The following is an 18,919-nucleotide window of genomic DNA, read 5'->3' on the forward strand; positions in this document are numbered from 1 at the left end:
CGAGGAACGGTCTGCCCGCGGAACCGCCCCGACAGCGGCCGGGCCGGCTGTCGCGGGGATACTGGCGTGCGGGTGTCAGTGGCGCGTGATAGTCACTACTCCACCGGGTGAGGCGGTCACCGACTCTCGCCCGCACGTACGAATCAAGGGGTGGGGACATGGCGTTGCTCCGTGGCTGGGGGCGCACGCTGGCGAAGCGGGCCGGGAGGCCCGTCGCACAGGTACAGAAGGGTTCCGGCGATCCCGACGTGGCGCGGGCGCGGATGGCCGCCGAGGCGGCCGACTGGGAGACCCTGCGGGCGCTGCTGGAAGCGCGCCCCGAGGGCGGGGACTGGACGGAACTGCTGTGGGCCGCCGGGGAGACCGCCGGCGTCGAGACATGGATCACCGGCGTGATCGCCGACGCGCCGGACGCCGCGCTGCCGCGTCTCGTGGCCGGCGTACGGTACGTCGACTGGGGCTGGGAGGCCCGTACCGGAGCGCGCGCCTCGCAGGTTTCCCAGGAGCAGTTCGAGATCTTCCACGAGCGGCTGCGCAAGGCCGAGAAGTGGCTGTACGAGGCGGCCGAGCTGGAGCCGGGCTGGGCCTCGCCCTGGTACGTCCTGCAGATCAGCGGCCGCGGGCTCGAGGTCGGACAGACCGTCGCCCGCCGCCGGTTCGAGGCGACCGTACGCCGCGCCCCGCACCACGCCGGGGCGCACCAGCAGCAGCTCCAGCAGGTCTGCGCGAAGTGGAGCGGGTCGCACGAGGAGATGCACGCCTTCGCGCGCGCGGCCGTGTTCGGCGCGCCCGCCGGCACCCCGCTCGGCGAGCTGGTCGCCCTCGCCCACATCGAACAGTGGCTGGACATGGAGTCGGGACCGGACGGGGAGTACATCACCTCGCCCGAGGTCGTGGCGTCGCTCAACGAGGCCGCCGACCACTCGTACCGGCACCCTGACTTCGTCCGTGAGGGCGCGTGGCTGGGGGTCCTCAACGCCTTCGCCATGGCCTTCGCGCTCTCGGGCGAGGTGCCCGCCGCGCGCGAGTGCTTCGACGCGATCGAGGGCCGGGTCAGCGAGTTCCCCTGGCAGTACCTCGACGGCGCCGATCCGGCCGCCGCCTACCGCAAGTGGGCGCGCTGACCCGACGCCGTGTCCGGGCGACCGGACGCGAGCCGGCCGGGAGGCCGGCCGCCGTCCGGTACGGCGCCCAGGCCCGGACCAGGACCCCGCCCCGCAACCCGGCCACCGGCCGGGCCGCGGTCGGCGTGACCCCGCGCCCGTATCCCGTACGCCGTGGGCCGTGACCCCGCGCCCTTTTCCCGCACCCCTCTCCCGCATCCCGCATCCCGTACGGCGAGCCCGCCCGTCGCTCGCCGAACCCCCGTCTTCCGCCCCGCCCACCGCGCGGGGCGCGTACCGAAGGACCTCACCAGGTGTCCCCATCCCAGACGTCCCACACCTTCCAGGTCGACCTGCGCGGACTGGTCGACCTGCTCTCCCACCACCTCTACTCCAGCCCCCGCGTCTACCTGCGCGAACTGCTCCAGAACGCCGTCGACGCCATCACCGCCCGCCAGGCGCTCGATCCCGCCGCGCCCGGCACCATCACCGTGCGCACCGGCGACACCCTCACCGTCACGGACACCGGCGTCGGGCTGACCGAGGCGGACGTCCACCGCTTCCTCGCCACCATCGGGCGCAGCTCCAAGCGGACCGCCGACGGCGCCTTCGACGGCGCCGGACTCGACGCCGCGCGCGGCGAGTTCATCGGACAGTTCGGCATCGGCCTGCTCGCCTGCTTCGTCGTCGCCGACGAGATCACCGTCCTCAGCCGGTCCGCCGCCGACCCGGCCGCGCCCGCCGTCGAGTGGCGCGGCCACTCCGACGGCCGCTACACCCTGCGTACGCTGCCCCCGTCCGCCGTCCCCGAGCCCGGCACCACCGTGCGACTGACCCCGCGCCCGGACAACGCCGAATGGACCAGCCCCGACCAGGTCGTGGCGCTCGCCCGGCACTACGGCGGTCTGCTCCGGCACGAGGTCACCGTCGTCACCGCGCGCGGCGAGACCCACCGGGTGAACGAGGCGCCGCCGTGGGAGCGGGACCACCGCTCCCCGCTCGCCCGCCGCGAGGCGCTCACCGCGTACTGCCGCACCCTCTTCGACTTCACCCCGCTCGACACGATCGAGCTGGACCTCCCGGCGGCCGGACTGCGCGGTGTCGCGTACGTCCTGCCCACCGCCGTCAGCCCGGCCCAGCGGGCCGGCCACCGGGTGCACCTCAAGGGCATGCTGCTCACCGACCAGGCGCCCGAACTCCTCCCGGACTGGGCGTTCTTCGTACGCTGCGTCGTCGACACCACCAGTCTGCGGCCCACCGCCTCGCGCGAGTCGCTGTACGAGGACGGCACGCTGTCCGCCGTGCGCGACGCCCTCGGCGACCGGATCCGGGACTGGCTCACCGGCCTGGCCGCCAGCGACCCGGCCCTTCTGCACCGGTTCATCGACACGCACCACCTCGCGGTCAAGGCGCTCGCCCGCTACGACGACGAGCTGCTGCGGATCGTGCTGCCGTGGCTGCCGTTCGAGACCACCGACGGCAACGTCACCCTCGAGGAGTTCGCCCGGACCCACCCGACGCTCCTGGTCACCCGGAGCGTCGAGGAGTTCCGGCAGGTCGCCCCGATCGCCTCGGCCGCGGGGCTCGGCGTCGTCAACGGCGGCTACACCTACGACCACGACCTGGTCCACCGGCTGCCCGAGATCCGCCCCGGCACGTCCGTCACCGACCTCGACCCGGCCACCGTCACCGCCCACCTCGACGCCGTCGACCCGACCGCCGAACTGCGCGCCGCCGGCTTCCTCACCGTCGCCCGCGAGACGATCGCCCTGCACGACTGCGACGTCGTCCTGCGCGACTTCCAGCCGGTCACCGCGCCCGCGCTGCTCCTCGACAACCGCGAGGCACGGCACGAGCGGACCCGGGCCGGGCTCGCCGCCGACAGCGACGGACTGTGGGCCGACATCCTCGGCTCCCTGCGCCAGGAGACCCCGCGCGCCCAGCTCGTCCTGAACCACCTCAACCCGCTGGTCCGCCAGGCCGTCACGATCACCGAGCGCGGCCTGGCCGTCACCACCGCCGAAGCGCTGTACGGGCAGGCGCTGCTGCTCAGCCGCCGCCCGCTCAAGGCCAGCGAGAGCGCCCTGCTCAACCGGGCCTTCATCGGCCTGCTCACGCACGCCATGCACCACTCCGGCACCGACGCCCCCGGCACCGACACCCCCGGCACCGAGCCCCGGAAGGACATCTAGATGCTCGACACCCCCGAGGCCGTGTTCGAAGCCCTGCGCGAGAACCACGAGCGGCCCTACGGCCTCCAGCGCACCGTCACCGCCGAGGAACTCGTCGAGGCGGCCGAGGCCTTCGAGAAGCCCGACGTCCTCGTCACCGCCCTGCTGGAGCTGATGTCGGCGTACGAGTACACCGGCGAGCACCGTAAGGCGCCCGTCGTCTTCGCCCGGCTCCTCAAGCTCTGGGACACCACCCCCGAGTCCTTCAGCGAGTGGGAGGCCCACCACGTCTTCTGGAACTTCAAGTGGGTGACGACCTCCCTGCTCCAGGTGCCCGAGGTGCCGCTGGCCACCGTCCAGGGCTGGACCGACCGGATGCGCGAGCGGTACGAGGCCGCCGGGCACGGCGTCCAGCCGGTCGCCGCCATGCGCTACCACATCGCCGCCCACACCGGCGTCGGCATCGAGGACGCCTACGACCTGTGGGCCACCCGGCCCCGCACCAAGCTGAGCGACTGCGAGGCGTGCGAGACCCGGCGCTTCGCCTCCCACCTCGTGCGGACCGGTGACGACAAGGCGGCCCTCGACGCCTGGGGCCCGGTCTTCGACCGCAGCCAGAGCTGCAGCGAGGAGCCCAAGACCAGCCAGGCCCGCGCCCTGCTGCCGCTGCTGCGCACCGGCCGGCTCGACGAGGCCCGCTCGTTCCACCTGGCCGGCTACCGCCAGGTGCGCGGCAACACCGGCACGCAGAACGAGGTCGGCCTGCACCTGGAGTTCTGCGCGCTGTCCCGCAACGAGGGGCGCGGCCTGGAGATCCTCGCCGAGAACCGCCCGCTGTTCGCCTCCGACAGCGCGCCGCTCGACCACCTGGACTTCCTCACCGGCGTCGAGGTGCTGCTCGCCCGGCTGGACGAGGACGGCCACGCCGACACCGCGGTCGCCGGTCCGGCCGGCCGCGAGTGGACCGCCGGCACACTCCTCGCCCACGTCCGCGCCGAGGCGGACCGGCTCGCCGCCGCCTTCGACGCGCGCAACGGCACCGGCACCGTCGGCGACCGCCGCCGGGAGCGCCTCGCCCGGCGCCCGCTGCTCGACGAGCCCCTGCCACTCGGGCTGCGCGCCACCCTGGCCCGTACCGCCGGGGCGACGACGCCCGGACCGGCGCCCGCACCGGCCCTCGCCACGGTGACCGCCGTCCCCGACGACTTCGTGACCCTCGTCCACGAGGCACGCCGGCTCGACCTCGAAGGGCACCCCGGCGCCGGCCGGCTGTGGATCCGGATCGGCGAGCGCCTCGCCGACGGCACCGCCCCCGACCCCGTCCCGTACGGCGGCGAACTCGGCCCGGAGGAGCGGCTGCGGGCGGAACTCGCCGAACACGAGGCGTTCCGCAATGGCATGACGGACCGTCATCACGAGGGCCTGGCCTGGCTGAACCGGGCCGCCGGACTGTACGAGCGCGCCGGCATGCCCTGGCACGCCCTGTCCGCCCGGACCCGCGGCCTCGCCTGGGGCACCTACCAGGGCGGCGAGAACGAAAACGAGGCCGAGGGCGGGGCCGGCAACGGGACGGACACCGCCGAGGACATGCGGGCCGGTCTCGACGCGCTCCTGCGCGACGCCGAACGCCTCACCACCGAGGCCCCGTTCACGGGTGAGAACGCGGGCGCGGGCGAGGCCGCGTTCGGCGCCGACCTGGGGAAGGCCCGCGCGGTCGAATACCTCACCGTGCTCAACGCCCGTGCCTACGCGGCCTTCCAGGAGGCCATGGCGGAGGAGCCGGAGCCGTCGGACGCCTCCCTCGCCCGCGCGGAGGAGCACACCCGTACGCTGCGGACCGAGGCGGAACGGCTGAACCTGCCGCACCAGGTGGCCAACGCCCGCCAGTACGCGGCCGACATGGCCGGGCGCGGCGGCGACCTGGACCGTGCCGAGGCCGAACTGCGCGCGGCCCTGCGGGACGTGGCCGCCGCCGGCCGGCCGTGGCGCGGTTCGCGCCCGCGCGCCCAGCTCGCCCGGCTGCTGATGGCGAAGGACCAGCCGGCCGAGGCCGCGGAGCTGCTGCACCAGGCGATCGCCGACGCCGTGCGCCACGACGACACCGAGTTCCCGCTGGCCCCCACGTACGCGATGCTCGGCCACGCCGCCTCCCACCTGGGCGACTTCGGCGGCGCGGTGCGTCATCTCTCCGAAGCGGCCGCGCGGTTCGACCAGGCCGGGGAACCCGACGACGCCACCGACGCCCGGCTCCAGCTCGCCGACGTGCTGGCCCGCTCCGGCCAGCAGGCCGACGCCGTCGCGGTCCTGGAGTCGGTCCTGTCCGGCGCCCGGGACGAGACGGCACCCGCGCCGGACGACCGGCTGCTCGCCCAGGTCCGGCTGACACTGGCACGCGGGCTGCGGGACCTGGAGGAGTACCTCCCGGCGGCCGAGGAGTTCCTGCGCCTCGCGGACACCGTCGCCGGGTGGGAGGACGACCGGCACATCCACACCATGGTCGCCGCGGACGCCGCCGTCGCACTGGCGATGGCCGACCGCTGGGAGGCCGCGGACACCGCGTACGCGCGCGCCGTCGCCGCCCACGAAGAGGCGCCCAACTGGCCCCGGATCGCCGAGATGGCACGCGAGTTCGCGCGCCTCACCATGATGTCCCGGGACACCGAGGGCCTCGACACGGCGCTGGAGCACCTGGCCCGGGCGGACGCCGTGCTGGCCGCCGTACCGGAGGACACCACGGACTTCGCCCACTGGTACGAGACCGGGCAGGTCCACTACCGGCGCGCCCGCGTCCTCGCGGGCGCGGACCGCCACCCAGAGGCCCTCGCCGAGGCGGAGGCCGCCGTCGTCGCTTACGAACGCGGCGGCGAGAACGGCGGGTTCCCGCGCGCCGAGGCCACCCGGATCGCGGCCCTCATCGAGGGCAACGGACTGGAGCGCCTGAACGACGCCATCACCCGTCTGACCGGGGAGATCGCACGGTGCCGGGCGGCCGGGATGGAGGAGGCGGCGGGCATCCTGGACGCCCTGCGGCAGGACTACCTGTCCCGCTGACATCGGGACGGGACCGGTCGTACACAGCGGGAGAGAGTGGGGGACATGACGGAGCCGCAGGCACCGGACGACAGCCGAAGGCCGGTGCGGGCGCCGGCATCGGAGTCGGCAGCGGAGTCCGCGTCGGGATCGGCGTGCGAGCCGGGGCCCGCGACGCCGTCACCGGTGCTGGGCGCGGGCGCGGAGACCGGTGCGAGCCCGGCGCGGGACTGTCCCGCGTGCGGATCCCGGATGCCGGTCGACCCGCGCTTCGTGGTCTGGTGCGCCGCCTGCGGGTGGGACGCGGATCCCGGAGACGAGGCGAAGCGGCCGGACCAGGGGCTGTTCGAGCGACTGCGGCGCGGGATGGCCCGGCGCTACGGCGAGCAGCTGTACGCGGAGCTCACCCTGACCGGGACGGGCGCGCGCCGCTCGCCCGCCGCCCGCGTGCTCGCGGTGCTGCTCGCGCTGCTCGTGCACGGGATCACCCTGGCGGTACTGGTATCCGGTCTGTGGCTGCTGATCGCGGGCTGGGGCGAGGGGATACAGCCCTTCCTCGGTGTGCTGCTCCTGGGCCTGGCGGTCGTGCTGCGCCCCCGCCTCGGTGGCCCCGCCCGGCTGCGCGAGAGCGAGGCGGTCCTCGAACGGGCCGACGCCCCGCACCTCTTCGCGCTGCTCGACGACGTCGCCGAGGCCGTGGGAACCCGCGGCGTCGACATCGTCGTGGTCGAGGCGGACGCCAACGCCGCCGTGCAGACCTACGGGCTGCGCCGGCAGCGGGTGCTGTGGCTCGGCATGAGCCTGTGGGCCGTGCTGAGCCCGCAGGAGCGAGTCGCCCTGCTGGGGCACGAGTTCGGCCACTACGCGCACGGCGACACCCGTCATTCGCTGGTCGTCGGCAGCGCGCTGCGGACGCTCGGCGAGTGGCGGTATCTCCTGACCGGGTTCCCCACCACCAACCTCGTGGAGCAGGCCGCCGGTCTGCTGACCGTGCCGCCCCGCTGGGCCGTGCAGGGGCTGACGCTGCTGCTCGACCAGGCGACGCTGCGCGACGCGCAGCGGTCCGAGTACCGGGCCGACGCCTCCGCCGCCCGGGTCGGCGGGCGCGCCGCGGCCGTCGGCCTGTTGGACCGGCTGTTCGTCGCCGACGCCACCGGCGCGGCGCTCGAACGGGAACGGATCGCCGCACGCACCCGGGCCCCCGGGGCCGAGCGGCGGCAGGATCCCGCCGACGGCCTCTGGAACCGGCTGGCGGAGTGGATCGCGTCGGTGCCCGCGCACGAGTACGCGCGGCTTCGCCGTGTCGCCGAACTGCGCGGTCACCGTGTGGACGACACCCATCCGCCCACCCACCTGCGGCGGGATCTGCTCGCCGCCGACGCCGGGACCGCCCTGTGCGCGGCGGGCTTCGGGGGCCCCGCCCTCGTCGTCGACGCGGCCCGCGCGGCGGCCGTGGACATCGACCTCGCCCTGCCGGCGCGCACCGTGGCGAAGCAGGTCCTCGAAGCCGACGGCTGAGCCCCGGCGTCGACGGCTGAGCCCCGATGTCGACGGTTGCGCTCCGGCGTCGACGTCGGGCCGCCTCCGACGCCGGTGGCCGTCACCCCCTCGCGTGTTACCCGCGGGTACGTCATGATGGCGGCCGACCATCCCTACGGCCCCGGGTGAGGCAGCGGTGACGACCATCGACCAACGGAACACGGTGCACGCCTTCCGGGACGACGCCTTGGGGGAGCACGACGCCGTCGGGCTCGCGGCGGCGATCCGGCGCGGCCAGGTCGGGGCCGACGAGGCCGCCCGGGCCGCGGCCGAGCGGGTACGGGAGGTGGAAGGCCGGCTGCACGCGGTGCAGGTGCACGTCGACAGCCCGCGCCCGGCCACCGGCGGACCGGGCCTCCTCACCGGCGTCCCGGTCTTCGTCAAGGACAACAGCGACCACCGCGGCCTGCCCACCGGCCACGGCAGCGCCGCCTTCACTCCGCGGGCGGCTACGCAACACGCGCCGTTCGTCCGGCAGTTCCTCAGCAGCGGTGTCACCGTCCTCGGCAAGACCCGGCTGCCCGAGTTCGGGTTCAGCCCCAGTACGGAGTACGAGGGCGATGCCGAACCCGTTCGCAACCCCTGGCACACCGGTCACTCGGCAGGCGGCTCCTCCGGCGGCAGCGCCGCGCTCGTGGCCTCGGGCGCCGTACCGATCGCGCACGCCAACGACGGCGGCGGCTCGATCCGTATCCCCGCCGCGGCCTGCGGACTCGTCGGCCTCAAGCCCACCCGCGGCCGGGTCGTCGCCAACGCCCAGAGCCGCCGGCTCCCGCTGGACCTCGTCAACGACGGCATCCTCAGCCGCTCCGTCCGCGACACCGCCACCTTCCTCGCCGCCGCCGAACGCTACTGGCGCAACCCCGACCTGCCCCGGCTCGGCCTCGTCGAAGGCCCCTCGGGCCGTCGGCTGCGCATCGGGCTGCTGCTCGACTCCCCGGCCGGCGCGCACACCGACGACGCCACCCGCGCCGCCGTCACCGAGACCGCCACCGCCCTCGAACGCCTCGGCCACACCGTCGAACCAGTCGAGCCGGCCCTCGACCCCCGTTTCGCCGACGACTTCCTCACCTACTGGGGCCTGCTCGCCTTCCTCATAGGCGCCACCGGCCGCTCCTTCGGCCCGGACTTCGACCACCGCCGCATGGACGGCCTCAGCCGCGGCCTGCGCGCCGCGTACCTCGCCGACTGGCGGCGTACCCCGGGCGTGCTGCGCCGGCTCGGACGGACCAAGGAGGCGTACGCCGCCGCGTTCCGCGGGCACGACCTGCTGCTGTCCCCGGTGCTCGCGCACACCACACCCGCGATCGGCCACCTCAGCCCGTCACTCCCGTACGCGGAACTGATCGAACGGATCCTCGCGTACGTGGCCTTCACCCCGATCGACAACGTCGTCGGGACTCCGTCCCTCTCGCTCCCGTCGGCGCGGGCGACGGACGGCGGGCTCCCGATCGGCGTGATGTTCTCGGGCCGCCCCGGAGCCGAGCGGACGCTCCTGGAGATCGCGTTCCAGCTGGAGGCGGAACGGCCGTTCCGGCGGATCCAGGACCTCTGAGTCTTTGACAGAGCCTTGACAGAGCCGCCGGACCCGTCAGCGCGCCGGGAGCGGCACGGGACCGGGCAGCGGGCCTGGATGGGGGTACGGGTCGGGGCGTGGCATCGGCGGCTGCGGGTCGGGTTCCGGTGCCGGCGGCTCGGGCGGCGGCGGATCCGGTCCGCCCGGCCCGGGCACGGGCCCCGGCACCGGTCCGGGGCCGGGCGAGGGACCCGGCACGGGGGTGGGACTCGGCGGTACCGGGTCGTTCGGTGGATGACCCATGATCCTCGCCTCGCTCTTCCCGCGATCGGCGACGGTGTCCCCGTCAGCGGCCGGGGAACGCGGCCGCCAGTTCCTCGCGGTGTCCGTTCAGCCAGGTCGCGAAGTTCTGCAGGCCGGGGTACAGCGCCCGGACGGCCGTGAGATCGCGGGCGCCGGTGAAGCGCTCCTCGCAGTCCGCGTAGAACTGGAACATGTTCCCCGACTCGTCGGCCCCGGGCATGTCCTGCGCCCGGAACTCGTCCGGCGTCAGCGGCCGGTACGCCACCGTCTCGCCCAGCTTCTCCGTCATCTCGGCGGCCATGTCGGCGACCCGCAGATGCTCGCCCGCGATGCTGACCGTGGCCGCGATCAGATCGGTGCCCCGGTGCAGGATCGCCCGCGCGACGTGGCCGATGTCGGCGACGGCGATCCCCGCCAGCCGCTTGTCGCCCATCGGCAGGTTCAGGACGAGCGTGCCCTCGGCGTCACGCCGCAGCACGAACGAGCCGAGCAGGTTCTCCCAGTAGAACGTGGCCCGCAGAAAGGTCGTCGGGACGGCCGCGTCCTGGAAGAAGGCGTCGGCCTCCGCCTTGGCGTCGAAGTGCGGCACCTTGTACGTGCCCTGGAGCGTCGGCATGCGCGGGTCGTCGACCGGGATGCACGCGCGCGTGTCCTCCAGCGTCGACCAGATCGCGTGCTGGACCCCGGCGTGCCCGGCGGCCCGGGCCAGGTTCGCGGCCTGCTCCTTCTCCGCCTCCGCCGTGCCGTGCGCCCAGTAGCTGGTGACGAGGAACGCGCCGTACGCGCCCTCGAACGCCGGACCCAGGCTCTCCGGATCGTCGGCGTCGGCGCGTACCACCTCGGCGCCCAGCCGCTCCAGCTCCTTCGCCGCGTCCGAGTCGGGCCGCCGGGTGAGCGCGCGGACGGCGAACTCGCCCTCCGGGTCGGCGAGGATCGCCCGCGCCACGCCGCCACCCTGGTTCCCGGTCGCGCCGCACACGGTCACGATGCGCTTGTCCGTCGTCATGCTCCCGGCTTCTCCTTCTCTCCTTCGGTGTCCGTGGGCGTTCACCCTGGTCAGGGGGCATTCGGGCGCGCCCCCAGGGGCCGCTGTCACTCGGGCGGGTACCCGCGCGGCCACGGGTCATGCGCCCGCGGGGATGTCCGGGCGAGGGCTCAGTGTCCGAGCGCGCGCTTCAGCTCGTCCTTGTTCATGGACGAGCGGCCGTGTACGTCGCGCCGCTGCGCCTCCGCGTAGAGCTGGTCGTACGTCGGCCCCCGCGCGCCGCTGTGCGAGCGCTGCCCGCCGCGCCGCGAGGACGACATGTCGTCGAGGGAACTGCGACTCGCCGTCTTGGACTCACCCGACCGGGCGCGCTCCTTGTTCACGGTCCGGGCCGCGATCTCCTCGGCACGCTTCTCGCTTTCGCCCCGGTCGAGGGCGCTCTCCTTGATGTGCTCGTACTGCCGCTCCCGCTTGATGCTCGATCCGCGCGGCATGCTCTCTCCTCTCTCCGGGGCCGCTGCCGCCCTGGGGGGGCTTCACGCGCGCGACGTCCGGGACCGGCCGGGTTCATACGATGATCGTCATGACGCCGTCGATTCCGCCACTCGACGAGCTGCCCGGAGCGGACTGGGCCGACCGCGTGGACACGGACCCGGTCGGGGCCCTGGAGTCCTCCGCCCTCGGTTCGGGCTCTTCGGGGTGGATCATGCGGCGCATACAACGCAGGAGTCCCGGTTCACCGGTTCCGGCGGCGGCGTACATCCACGGCAGGGTGTCCATGGCGTGCGCGCGTTCGTCCGTGGCGAGGGTGTCGATGGCCTGGTGGGGATCCTCGGGAATGGGCTCCTCTGTGAGGCAGAGCCAGCCGATTGCCGCTGCCAGGCGGACTTCGGGACGTCCATGCGGAGGATGGGGTCGGAGTCGTTCAGAAGCAAAGGACATCAGCCCTCGAACGCCCCGTGCCGCCCCGCCCCCGACGTGAAGCGCGCGGCGCCCGCGCCTGTCTCGCCCGCCGACAACGGCACCATGCCGTGCCGGAGTTCGGCGGCCAGGGCCTCCGGCTCGGGCAGGCCGTGCTGCTCCCGTACCGACAACCGGTCATGGCGCAGGCACAGTTGCGGGAACGCGGCGATCCGCCGGGCGAGTTCCTCCGCCTCGGCGCGGGCCCGGCCGGGCGGGACGAGCCGGTTGGCGAGACCGATCGCGTACGCCTCGGCGGCCGGGACCGGGCGGCCGGTGAGGATCAGGTCCATGGCACGGCTCTCGCCGATCAGCCGGGGCAGCCGTACCGTACCGCCGTCGATCAGCGGCACGCCCCAGCGCCGGCAGAACACCCCGAAGACCGCGTCCTCCTCGGCCACCCGCAGGTCGCACCATAGCGCCAGCTCCAGACCGCCCGCCACGGCATGCCCGGCGACCGCCGCGATCACCGGCTTCGTCAGCCGCAGCCGGGTCGGCCCCATCGGGCCGTCGCCGTCCGGCGCCACCCGGTTGCCGTGTGCGGTGCCGATCGCCTTGAGGTCGGCCCCCGCGCAGAAGGTGCCGCCCTCGCCCCACAGCACGGCCACCGACGCGTCCTCGTCCGCCTCGAACGCCCGGAAGGCGTCGGTCAGTTGGCGGGCCATCGGGCCGTCCACGGCGTTACGGGCGGCGGGCCGCGCCAGCACCACGGTCGTCACGGGGCCGTCCCGCTCCACCCGGACGGCGGGCGGTGCGGTCTGCGTCTGCTCCGCCGGCGCGGCGGGGGTGTCGGTCATGCGGGCATTCTCACGCGCGGAACCGTCTGGCGGTCAACCATCAGGCCGGGAGTCCGGTGCGGGGCGGGGTGCCCTGTCGCCCACGCGACCGCATCGGCCCGCATCGGTCCGCTCCGGCCCCCGTGTGCATACGGCTGGTCGTATACGGCCGGTCGGCGGACGGTCCCGTGGTGGGCTCCGCTCCGCCGACCCAAGCTGGACCCGCCGCCCGGAAGCGGCGAGGCGCGACCCGCCGTGGACGGGACGCCGTGTGGACGGGACGGAGACGTATCCGGCGTACGGGCCGGGAGCGAGCGCCCGGCGAGAGGGGAACCATGACCGCGAAACCGCCCCCGGCCTCCGCGCCCGGATCCGTGACCACCGGGACGGTGACCACCGCCGTCCCGGCCCGGCTGGACCGGCTGCCCTGGTCGCGCTGGCACTGGATGATCGTCGTCGGCCTCGGCACCGTCTGGATCCTGGACGGGCTGGAGGTCACCATCGTCGGCAACATCGCCGGCCGCCTCGCCGAACCCGGCAGCGGCCTGCACATCACGGCCGCCCAGGTCACCGGCACGGCCGCAGCCCTCTACGTCGCGGGCGCCTGCTCCGGCGCCCTGTTCTTCGGCTGGCTGACCGACCGCCACGGCCGCAAGAAACTGTTCATGGTCACCCTGGCCGTCTACCTCGGCGCGACGGCGCTCACCGCCCTGTCCTTCGAGGCCTGGTGGTTCTTCCTCTTCCGCTTCCTCACCGGCTTCGGCATCGGCGGCGAGTACGCGGCCATCAACTCCGCCATCGACGAACTCATCCCGTCCACGTACCGGGGCCGGGTCGACCTGATCATCAACGGCAGCTACTGGCTCGGCGCCATCGGCGGAGCACTGCTCTCGATCGTCATGCTGGACACCGGCATCTTCCCGATGGACGTCGGCTGGCGGCTCAGCTTCGCCCTCGGGGTCGTCCTCGGCCTCGTCATCCTCCTCGTCCGGCGGCATGTGCCGGAGAGTCCGCGCTGGCAGTTCATCCACGGCCGCGGCGAGCAGGCCGAGCAGCTGGTGGACGAGGTCGAGCGGGCCATCGAACGCGAGCACGGCCGGCGGCTGCCGCCCCCGCGCGGCACCCTCACCATCCACCAGCGGCGCAGCATCGGATTCGGGCTCATCGCGAAGACCGTCTTCCGCCGCTACCCGCGCCGCGCCGTCCTCGGCCTGTCGCTCTTCATCGGCCAGGCGTTCCTCTACAACGCCATCACCTTCGGCTTCGGCACCATCCTCATCACCTTCTTCGACGTGCCCACCGGCCACACCGGCTACTACTTCGCCGTCATCGCCGCCGGCAACTTCCTCGGCCCGCTGCTGCTCGGCCGGCTGTTCGACACCGTCGGGCGGCGGATCATGATCTCCTCCACCTACCTCCTGTCCGGCGTCCTGCTGTTCGGCACGGCCTGGCTGTTCGGGCGCGGCTCGCTCACCGCGACCACCCTGACCGCCTGCTGGTGCGTGGTGCTGTTCTTCGCGTCGGCGGGCGCGTCCAGCGCGTATCTCACGGTGTCGGAGATCTTCCCCATGGAGACCCGGGCGATGGCGATCGCCTTCTTCTACGCCATCGGTACGGCCGCCGGCGGCATCAGCGGCCCGCTCGTCTTCGCGGACCTCACCGCGTCCGGCGTGGTCTCCGACACCGTCCTCGCCTTCCAGGTCGGCGCGGGACTGATGTGCGCGGCCGGCCTGGTCGCCGCCTTCCTCGCCGTCAAAGCCGAGCGCCGCTCCCTGGAGGACATCGCCGAACCGCTGTCGGTCACACCGGAGGAGCGGCGCCCGGCCGCATGACCGGGTGACCACCGGCGTACGCGCCCCACGTACGCGCCCTACGTTCACGCCCCGCCTACGGGTCCCGCCCGCACGCCCCGCTCACACACCCCGCCGACGCGCCCCGCGTCCCGGTCCCGCCGTCAGAGGTCAGAGGAAGGCGTGCCGCTCGCCCCGGTAGGTGGGGACGACGTCCACGATCCGGTCGCCCTCGACCAGGTGCAACTGCTCGACCCGCTCGCACAGTTCGCCCGCCTTGGCGTGCCGGAACCACACCCGGTCGCCGAGCCGCAGTCCGTCCGCGGCCGGTCCGGTCAGCGGCGTCTGGACCTCGCCGGCGCCCTCGGCCGGCAGCATGCGCAGGCCCGGCGGATGGACCGGCAGCGGCAGCCGGTCCGCGCCCGGCGCGCCGGAGGCGACCCAGCCGCCGCCGAGGACGGTGACGTGCCGGGGGGCCGGCCGCCGGACCACGGAGAGCGCGAAGTACGCGGCGGGCAGCGGGCGGAAACCGCGGTAGTGGTCGAACAGGGCGGGCGCGTAGACGCCGGAGCCGGCGCCGAGTTCGGTGACCGCCGGCTCGGCCGAGGTCGACTCCAGGCTGCCGGTGCCGCCTCCGTTGACGAACTCCAGCGGCGCCACCGCCCGTACGGCGTGGATCGCGGCCGCCCGGCGGGCGCGCAGCTCCCGGGCCGACACCCGCTGGACGAGCCGTACGGCCGTACGCATCGCGCCCGAGCCGGGCTGGTCGTCGCCGACACCGGCGATCTGCCCCTCGTACGCCATCACGCCGACCAGCTTCAGCGCCGGCCGGGCCAGGACGGCGCGGGCGAGCGCGGCGGCCTGCTCGGGCGCGTGCAGCGGGGAGCGGCGCATGCCGAGGTGGACGCGGCCGCCGAACAGACGCAGGGACGCGTCGAGGTCGAGACAGACCCGGATCCGGGGGTGCGCCGGGCCGGACGGGCCGATCGCGTCGGTGATCAGGTCGAGATGCGCGACGGAGTCCACCATCACGGTGACGCGGGCGGCGGCCCGTTCGTCGGCGGCGAGCCGGCGCAGCGCGGTCGCGTCGGCGGTCGGGTAGGCGACGAGGATGTCCGCGCCGTCGGTGCCCGGATCGAGGGTGCCGGGGCCGGCCACGTCCTTGTCCTCCGCCAGCCACAGGGCCTCGGGCAGCGTGAAGGCGAGGATGCCCGAGAAGCCCGGAAGCCGCAGCACGTCGCCGATGAGCGCGCGGCAGCGCAGCGACTTGCTGGCGAGCCGGATCGGCTTGCCGCCCGAGCGGCGGACCATGTGGGCGGCGTTGGCGCGCAGGGCCGCGAGGTCGACGACGGCGAACGGCGGCTGGAGACCGGCGGTCGCCTTCTCCAGGTCGGTGAACCCGGCGGGGGAGACCGGACGGGCGGCCGGGGCGGGGACGGCGGGGGCGTCGTCCGGCGCGGCGCTGGGCATGGCGTACGGCCTTTCCATGGACGGGACGGGACGGGACGGGGCGGGTGTGGAAGGAGAAGGAACAGGGGCGGAACGAGGTCGGGACGGGGTGGAACGGGGTCGGTCGGGGCGGTTCCGGAAGCGGTGGCGCGAGGCGTCCCCGAACGGTCCAGGCGGCGGGGGGTGGCCCGGGACCGCATCGGGGACGGGGCGCCACGGTCTCCCGGCCGGGCGTCCAAGTCAAGGCATGGGGACCCTTGACTTGGACGCCTGACCAAGTTCAGTCTTCGGGGCAGACCGCCGCCGGGTGCCGGCGCCGGGCCCGCCGATCCGGTCGAGAGGACTCCTGGCATGAGCAGCGTGTGGCGCAACTGGGCGGGCAACGAGGAGGCGCGGCCCCGGCGCGTGCTCCGTCCCACGAGCACCGACGACGTGGCCGCGGCGGTGAAGGACGCCGTCGGTGACGGGCTGCGCGTGAAGCCGGTGGGCTCCGGACACTCCTTCAGCGGCGCCGCCGTCGCGCCCGACGTCCAGCTCCTGTTGGACGGCATGGACGGGCTCTGCTCCCTCGACGGGACCACCGGACTGGTGACCGTCGAGGCGGGCATGCCGCTGTGGAAACTCAGCCCGCTGCTCGCCGCGCACGGCCTCGCCCTGGAGAACATGGGCGACATCGACCGGCAGACCATCTCCGGCGCCATCTCCACCGGCACTCACGGCTCCGGCGTACGGTTCGGGGGCATCGCGACCCAGGTCCGCGCCCTCGAACTGGTCCTCGCCGACGGCACCGTGGCCACCTGCTCGCCCACCGAACGGCCGGACCTGTTCGCGGCCGCGCGGGTCGGCCTCGGCGCCCTCGGCGTACTCACCCGGGTGACGCTCCAGTGCGTACCGCTGTTCGCCCTGCACGCCCGCGACACCGCGATGCCGGTCGGCGAAACCCTGGAGAAGGCACAGGAGTTCGCCGACTCCAACGACCACTTCGAGTTCTTCTGGTTCCCGCACAGCACCACCACGCTCACCCGGCGCTTCCGCCGGCTGCCCGGCGACGCTCCGCTGAAGCCCATCGGCGCGTTCTCCCGCCGCCTCGACGAGACCGTCAGCGGCCTCGGCTTCGAGGGCCTGAACCGCCTCGGCACCCGCTTCCCCGCGCTGGTGCGGCCGATCGCGCGGTTCGCGGCCCGGGCCATGTCCTCGCGCGAGTGGACCGACCACTCGTACAAGGTCTACGCCTCGGTCCGCGATGTCCGCTTCCACGAGGGCGAGTTCGCGATCCCGCGCGAGCGCGCGGCCGACGCGCTGCGTGAACTCAAGCGCTGGATCGACGCGCACGACGAGCGGGTGTCGTTCCCGCTGGAGGTGCGTTTCTCGGCCGCCGACGACATCTGGCTGTCCACCGCCCAGGGTCGCGACACCTGCTACATCGCCTTCCACCAGTACCACCGGATGCCCTACCAGCGGTACTTCCGTGCCTGCCAGGACATTCTCGGCGGCTACGGTGGACGGCCGCACTGGGGCAAGATGCACGACCTCGACGCGGCCGGACTCCGGTCCCGGTACGACCGGTTCGACGACTTCGTGGCGCTGCGCGACACCCTCGACCCGACGGGCGTGTTCGCCAACCCCTACCTCGACCGCGTCCTCGGCCCGGCCCCGGACGCCCCGGCGCGCGGCACCGCCTGACCGTTCCCCTTGTGGGGATCCCGGGGCGACCGGCCTGCTCTCCCTCTACACCCAGCCGGCCTTCGCCGCCTTGACCCCCAGCTCGAAGCGGCTGGAGGCCCCCGTCCGGGCCAGGAGATCGGCGACCATCCGGCGCTCCGTCCGCACCGAGATGCCCAGCGCGCGGGCGACCGTCTCGTCCTTGTCCCCGTTCGCCAGCATGCGCAGCACCTCGCGCTCCTGCGGAGGGAGTTCCGTCAACTCCCCGCAGCGTGAGGGGGCTTCGAGCGGCGTCGCGTCCTTCCAGTACGCCTCGAACAACTCCTGGAGCGCCCGCAGGACCGGCGGGCTGTGCAGCACCAGCGCGGTCGGATGGGGTTCCTCCGGATCGCCGGGTATCACGGCCGTGCCGCCGTCCACGATGAGCAGCCGCATCGGCAGACGCGGGGAGAGGCGCACCTCGCTGCCGAGTTCGTGGACCCAGCGCACATAGGCGTAGGTCTGCCGGTCCTTGGTGATGCTCTGGAGGTACACGTTCCGGAACCTGACCCCCCGGAGCATCGCCCGCTCGTTGAGCGGCTGCCCCTCCCGCAGCGCGGCCGTGGGCAGGGCGCCGCCGGGCAGGAAGGACAGCACCTCCTTGGTGCACTGACTCGCCAGCGCCTCCAGACGCGTGCGGATCTCGTCCATGCCGTGCAGGATCTCGGTGTCGTGGCGCGAGGGCCGCTCCTCGTGCGAGGCGTACTCGGTCGACAGCAGACTCAGCGCGGCCCGGGTCTGCTCGGTCCGCTCCTGACGCAGGGCGGATTCCCGCTGCTCGCGCTGGAGCAGCAGCTGCAGCCCGATCTCCGGCGACACCGCGCGCACCAGGTCCGGCTGGTCCCAGGACGGGCGCAGCATCGCCAGCGCCACCAGTTCCTCGATGACCTGCCCCACTTCCTCGGCGGTCATGTCCAGCCGTGCCGCCAGCCGTCCCCGGTCGTGCTCCCGGTAGAGGAGGACCGCCCGGTAGACGGCGAGGGCGGTGGCGTCGAGTGTGGGTGGTTCGGCCATGTTCCCGGTCCTTCCCCCTGGGGAGCGCGGCATCGTCGAAACATAGGAACGGTCGACCACCGCCGGGTGATGGCACAACCCGTTTCGGTTGTCCGGATGTTGTCCCAACCTGTCCGGGACACGCTGGGGCGGTGCGCGCGGCGGTGCGCGTGCGCCGTGGAGCCCCTCGTGAGCGCGCGTGCGACCGGCTGGCATACGGATGCCAGGCAGGTGCCTGCACGGCCGGACGCCTGCCGTCCTCGCCGGGCGGCGTGTTTCCTCGTTCTCGGCGGCGAACGGCCGCCGGCAGTCACGAAGGGGGAACACACATGCGCAGGTCCAGGAATCCGCTGTGTCGCATCGCCGGTACGGCCGCTGTCGCCGTCCTCGCCGGGGGCGCCGTCCTGACGGTGGCCCCCGCGGCCGCCGGTCAGGGGGCGCACCTCCGTACCGTCGCCGCGGTACTCGTCGACGAGAGCCCCGACGACTTCACCTGGCCGGTCGCGCCCGTGACGCCCGCCCTGTCCGGCACCTCCGGCGGCACCTCCGGCGGCACCTCCGGCGGCACCTCCGGCGGCACCTCCGGCGGCGCGGGCGCCTGAC

Annotated in this window: 13 protein-coding genes; 8 read left to right on the plus strand and 5 right to left on the minus strand. The window is 74.1% G+C overall.

Annotated elements, in window-relative coordinates:
* Positions 1-158: 158 nt before the first annotated feature.
* From ABZ693_RS16435 to ABZ693_RS16455, 5 genes are all read left to right on the plus strand, one after another.
* Positions 159-1,124 (plus strand): hypothetical protein, encoded by a 966-nt coding sequence (locus tag ABZ693_RS16435; protein WP_359877079.1) that lies wholly within the window; start codon positions 159-161, stop codon positions 1,122-1,124.
* A 293-nt stretch (positions 1,125-1,417) separates the two neighbouring features.
* Positions 1,418-3,295, plus strand: a complete 1,878-nt coding sequence (locus tag ABZ693_RS16440) for an HSP90 family protein (protein WP_359877082.1) — start codon at positions 1,418-1,420, stop codon at positions 3,293-3,295.
* Positions 3,296-6,325: a tetratricopeptide repeat protein gene (locus tag ABZ693_RS16445; RefSeq protein WP_359877085.1), complete on the plus strand. Its 3,030-nt coding sequence runs from the start codon at positions 3,296-3,298 to the stop codon at positions 6,323-6,325. It begins immediately after the preceding gene.
* A gap of 231 nt (positions 6,326-6,556) precedes the next feature.
* Positions 6,557-7,822: a M48 family metallopeptidase gene (locus ABZ693_RS16450; RefSeq protein WP_359877088.1), complete on the plus strand. Its 1,266-nt coding sequence runs from the start codon at positions 6,557-6,559 to the stop codon at positions 7,820-7,822.
* A gap of 157 nt (positions 7,823-7,979) precedes the next feature.
* The gene (locus tag ABZ693_RS16455; protein WP_359877091.1) at positions 7,980-9,398 is read left to right on the plus strand and encodes an amidase; all 1,419 of its coding nucleotides are present in this window, start codon (positions 7,980-7,982) and stop codon (positions 9,396-9,398) included.
* 307 nt (positions 9,399-9,705) lie between these two features.
* Here ABZ693_RS16455 and ABZ693_RS16460 read toward each other — a convergent pair whose 3' ends face one another.
* The 3 genes from ABZ693_RS16460 to ABZ693_RS16470 form a co-directional block, all read right to left on the minus strand.
* Positions 9,706-10,668 (minus strand): NmrA/HSCARG family protein, encoded by a 963-nt coding sequence (locus tag ABZ693_RS16460; RefSeq protein ID WP_359877094.1) that lies wholly within the window; start codon positions 10,666-10,668, stop codon positions 9,706-9,708.
* Between the two features lie 149 nt (positions 10,669-10,817).
* On the minus strand, positions 10,818-11,141 hold the full coding sequence (locus tag ABZ693_RS16465; RefSeq protein WP_359877095.1) for a plasmid stabilization protein: 324 nt from the start codon (positions 11,139-11,141) through the stop codon (positions 10,818-10,820).
* 447 nt (positions 11,142-11,588) lie between these two features.
* Positions 11,589-12,404: a crotonase/enoyl-CoA hydratase family protein gene (locus ABZ693_RS16470; protein ID WP_359877097.1), complete on the minus strand. Its 816-nt coding sequence runs from the start codon at positions 12,402-12,404 to the stop codon at positions 11,589-11,591.
* Between the two features lie 314 nt (positions 12,405-12,718).
* On the opposite strand from ABZ693_RS16470, the gene ABZ693_RS16475 reads away from it, so the two are divergent.
* Positions 12,719-14,215: an MFS transporter gene (locus ABZ693_RS16475; protein ID WP_359877100.1), complete on the plus strand. Its 1,497-nt coding sequence runs from the start codon at positions 12,719-12,721 to the stop codon at positions 14,213-14,215.
* Between the two features lie 129 nt (positions 14,216-14,344).
* On the opposite strand, the gene ABZ693_RS16480 is transcribed toward ABZ693_RS16475, so the two are convergent.
* The gene (locus tag ABZ693_RS16480) at positions 14,345-15,661 is read right to left on the minus strand and encodes an amino acid deaminase/aldolase (RefSeq protein ID WP_359877102.1); all 1,317 of its coding nucleotides are present in this window, start codon (positions 15,659-15,661) and stop codon (positions 14,345-14,347) included.
* A 312-nt stretch (positions 15,662-15,973) separates the two neighbouring features.
* Between ABZ693_RS16480 and ABZ693_RS16485 the strand changes: the two genes are divergently transcribed.
* The gene (locus tag ABZ693_RS16485; RefSeq protein ID WP_359877104.1) at positions 15,974-17,305 is read left to right on the plus strand and encodes a D-arabinono-1,4-lactone oxidase; all 1,332 of its coding nucleotides are present in this window, start codon (positions 15,974-15,976) and stop codon (positions 17,303-17,305) included.
* A 45-nt stretch (positions 17,306-17,350) separates the two neighbouring features.
* Here ABZ693_RS16485 and ABZ693_RS16490 read toward each other — a convergent pair whose 3' ends face one another.
* Complete coding sequence (locus ABZ693_RS16490) at positions 17,351-18,337, minus strand: helix-turn-helix transcriptional regulator (RefSeq protein ID WP_359877106.1); 987 nt, start codon at positions 18,335-18,337, stop codon at positions 17,351-17,353.
* Between the two features lie 308 nt (positions 18,338-18,645).
* Here ABZ693_RS16490 and ABZ693_RS16495 point away from each other — a divergent pair, with 308 nt between their 5' ends.
* Positions 18,646-18,918 carry a hypothetical protein gene (locus ABZ693_RS16495; RefSeq protein ID WP_359877109.1) on the plus strand — a complete coding sequence of 91 codons (273 nt, stop codon included), beginning with the start codon at positions 18,646-18,648 and terminating at the stop codon, positions 18,916-18,918.
* Position 18,919 lies beyond the last annotated feature (1 nt).

Origin of the sequence: Streptomyces laurentii (assembly GCF_040635425.1) — a bacterium.
GTDB lineage: Bacteria > Actinomycetota > Actinomycetes > Streptomycetales > Streptomycetaceae > Streptomyces > Streptomyces laurentii.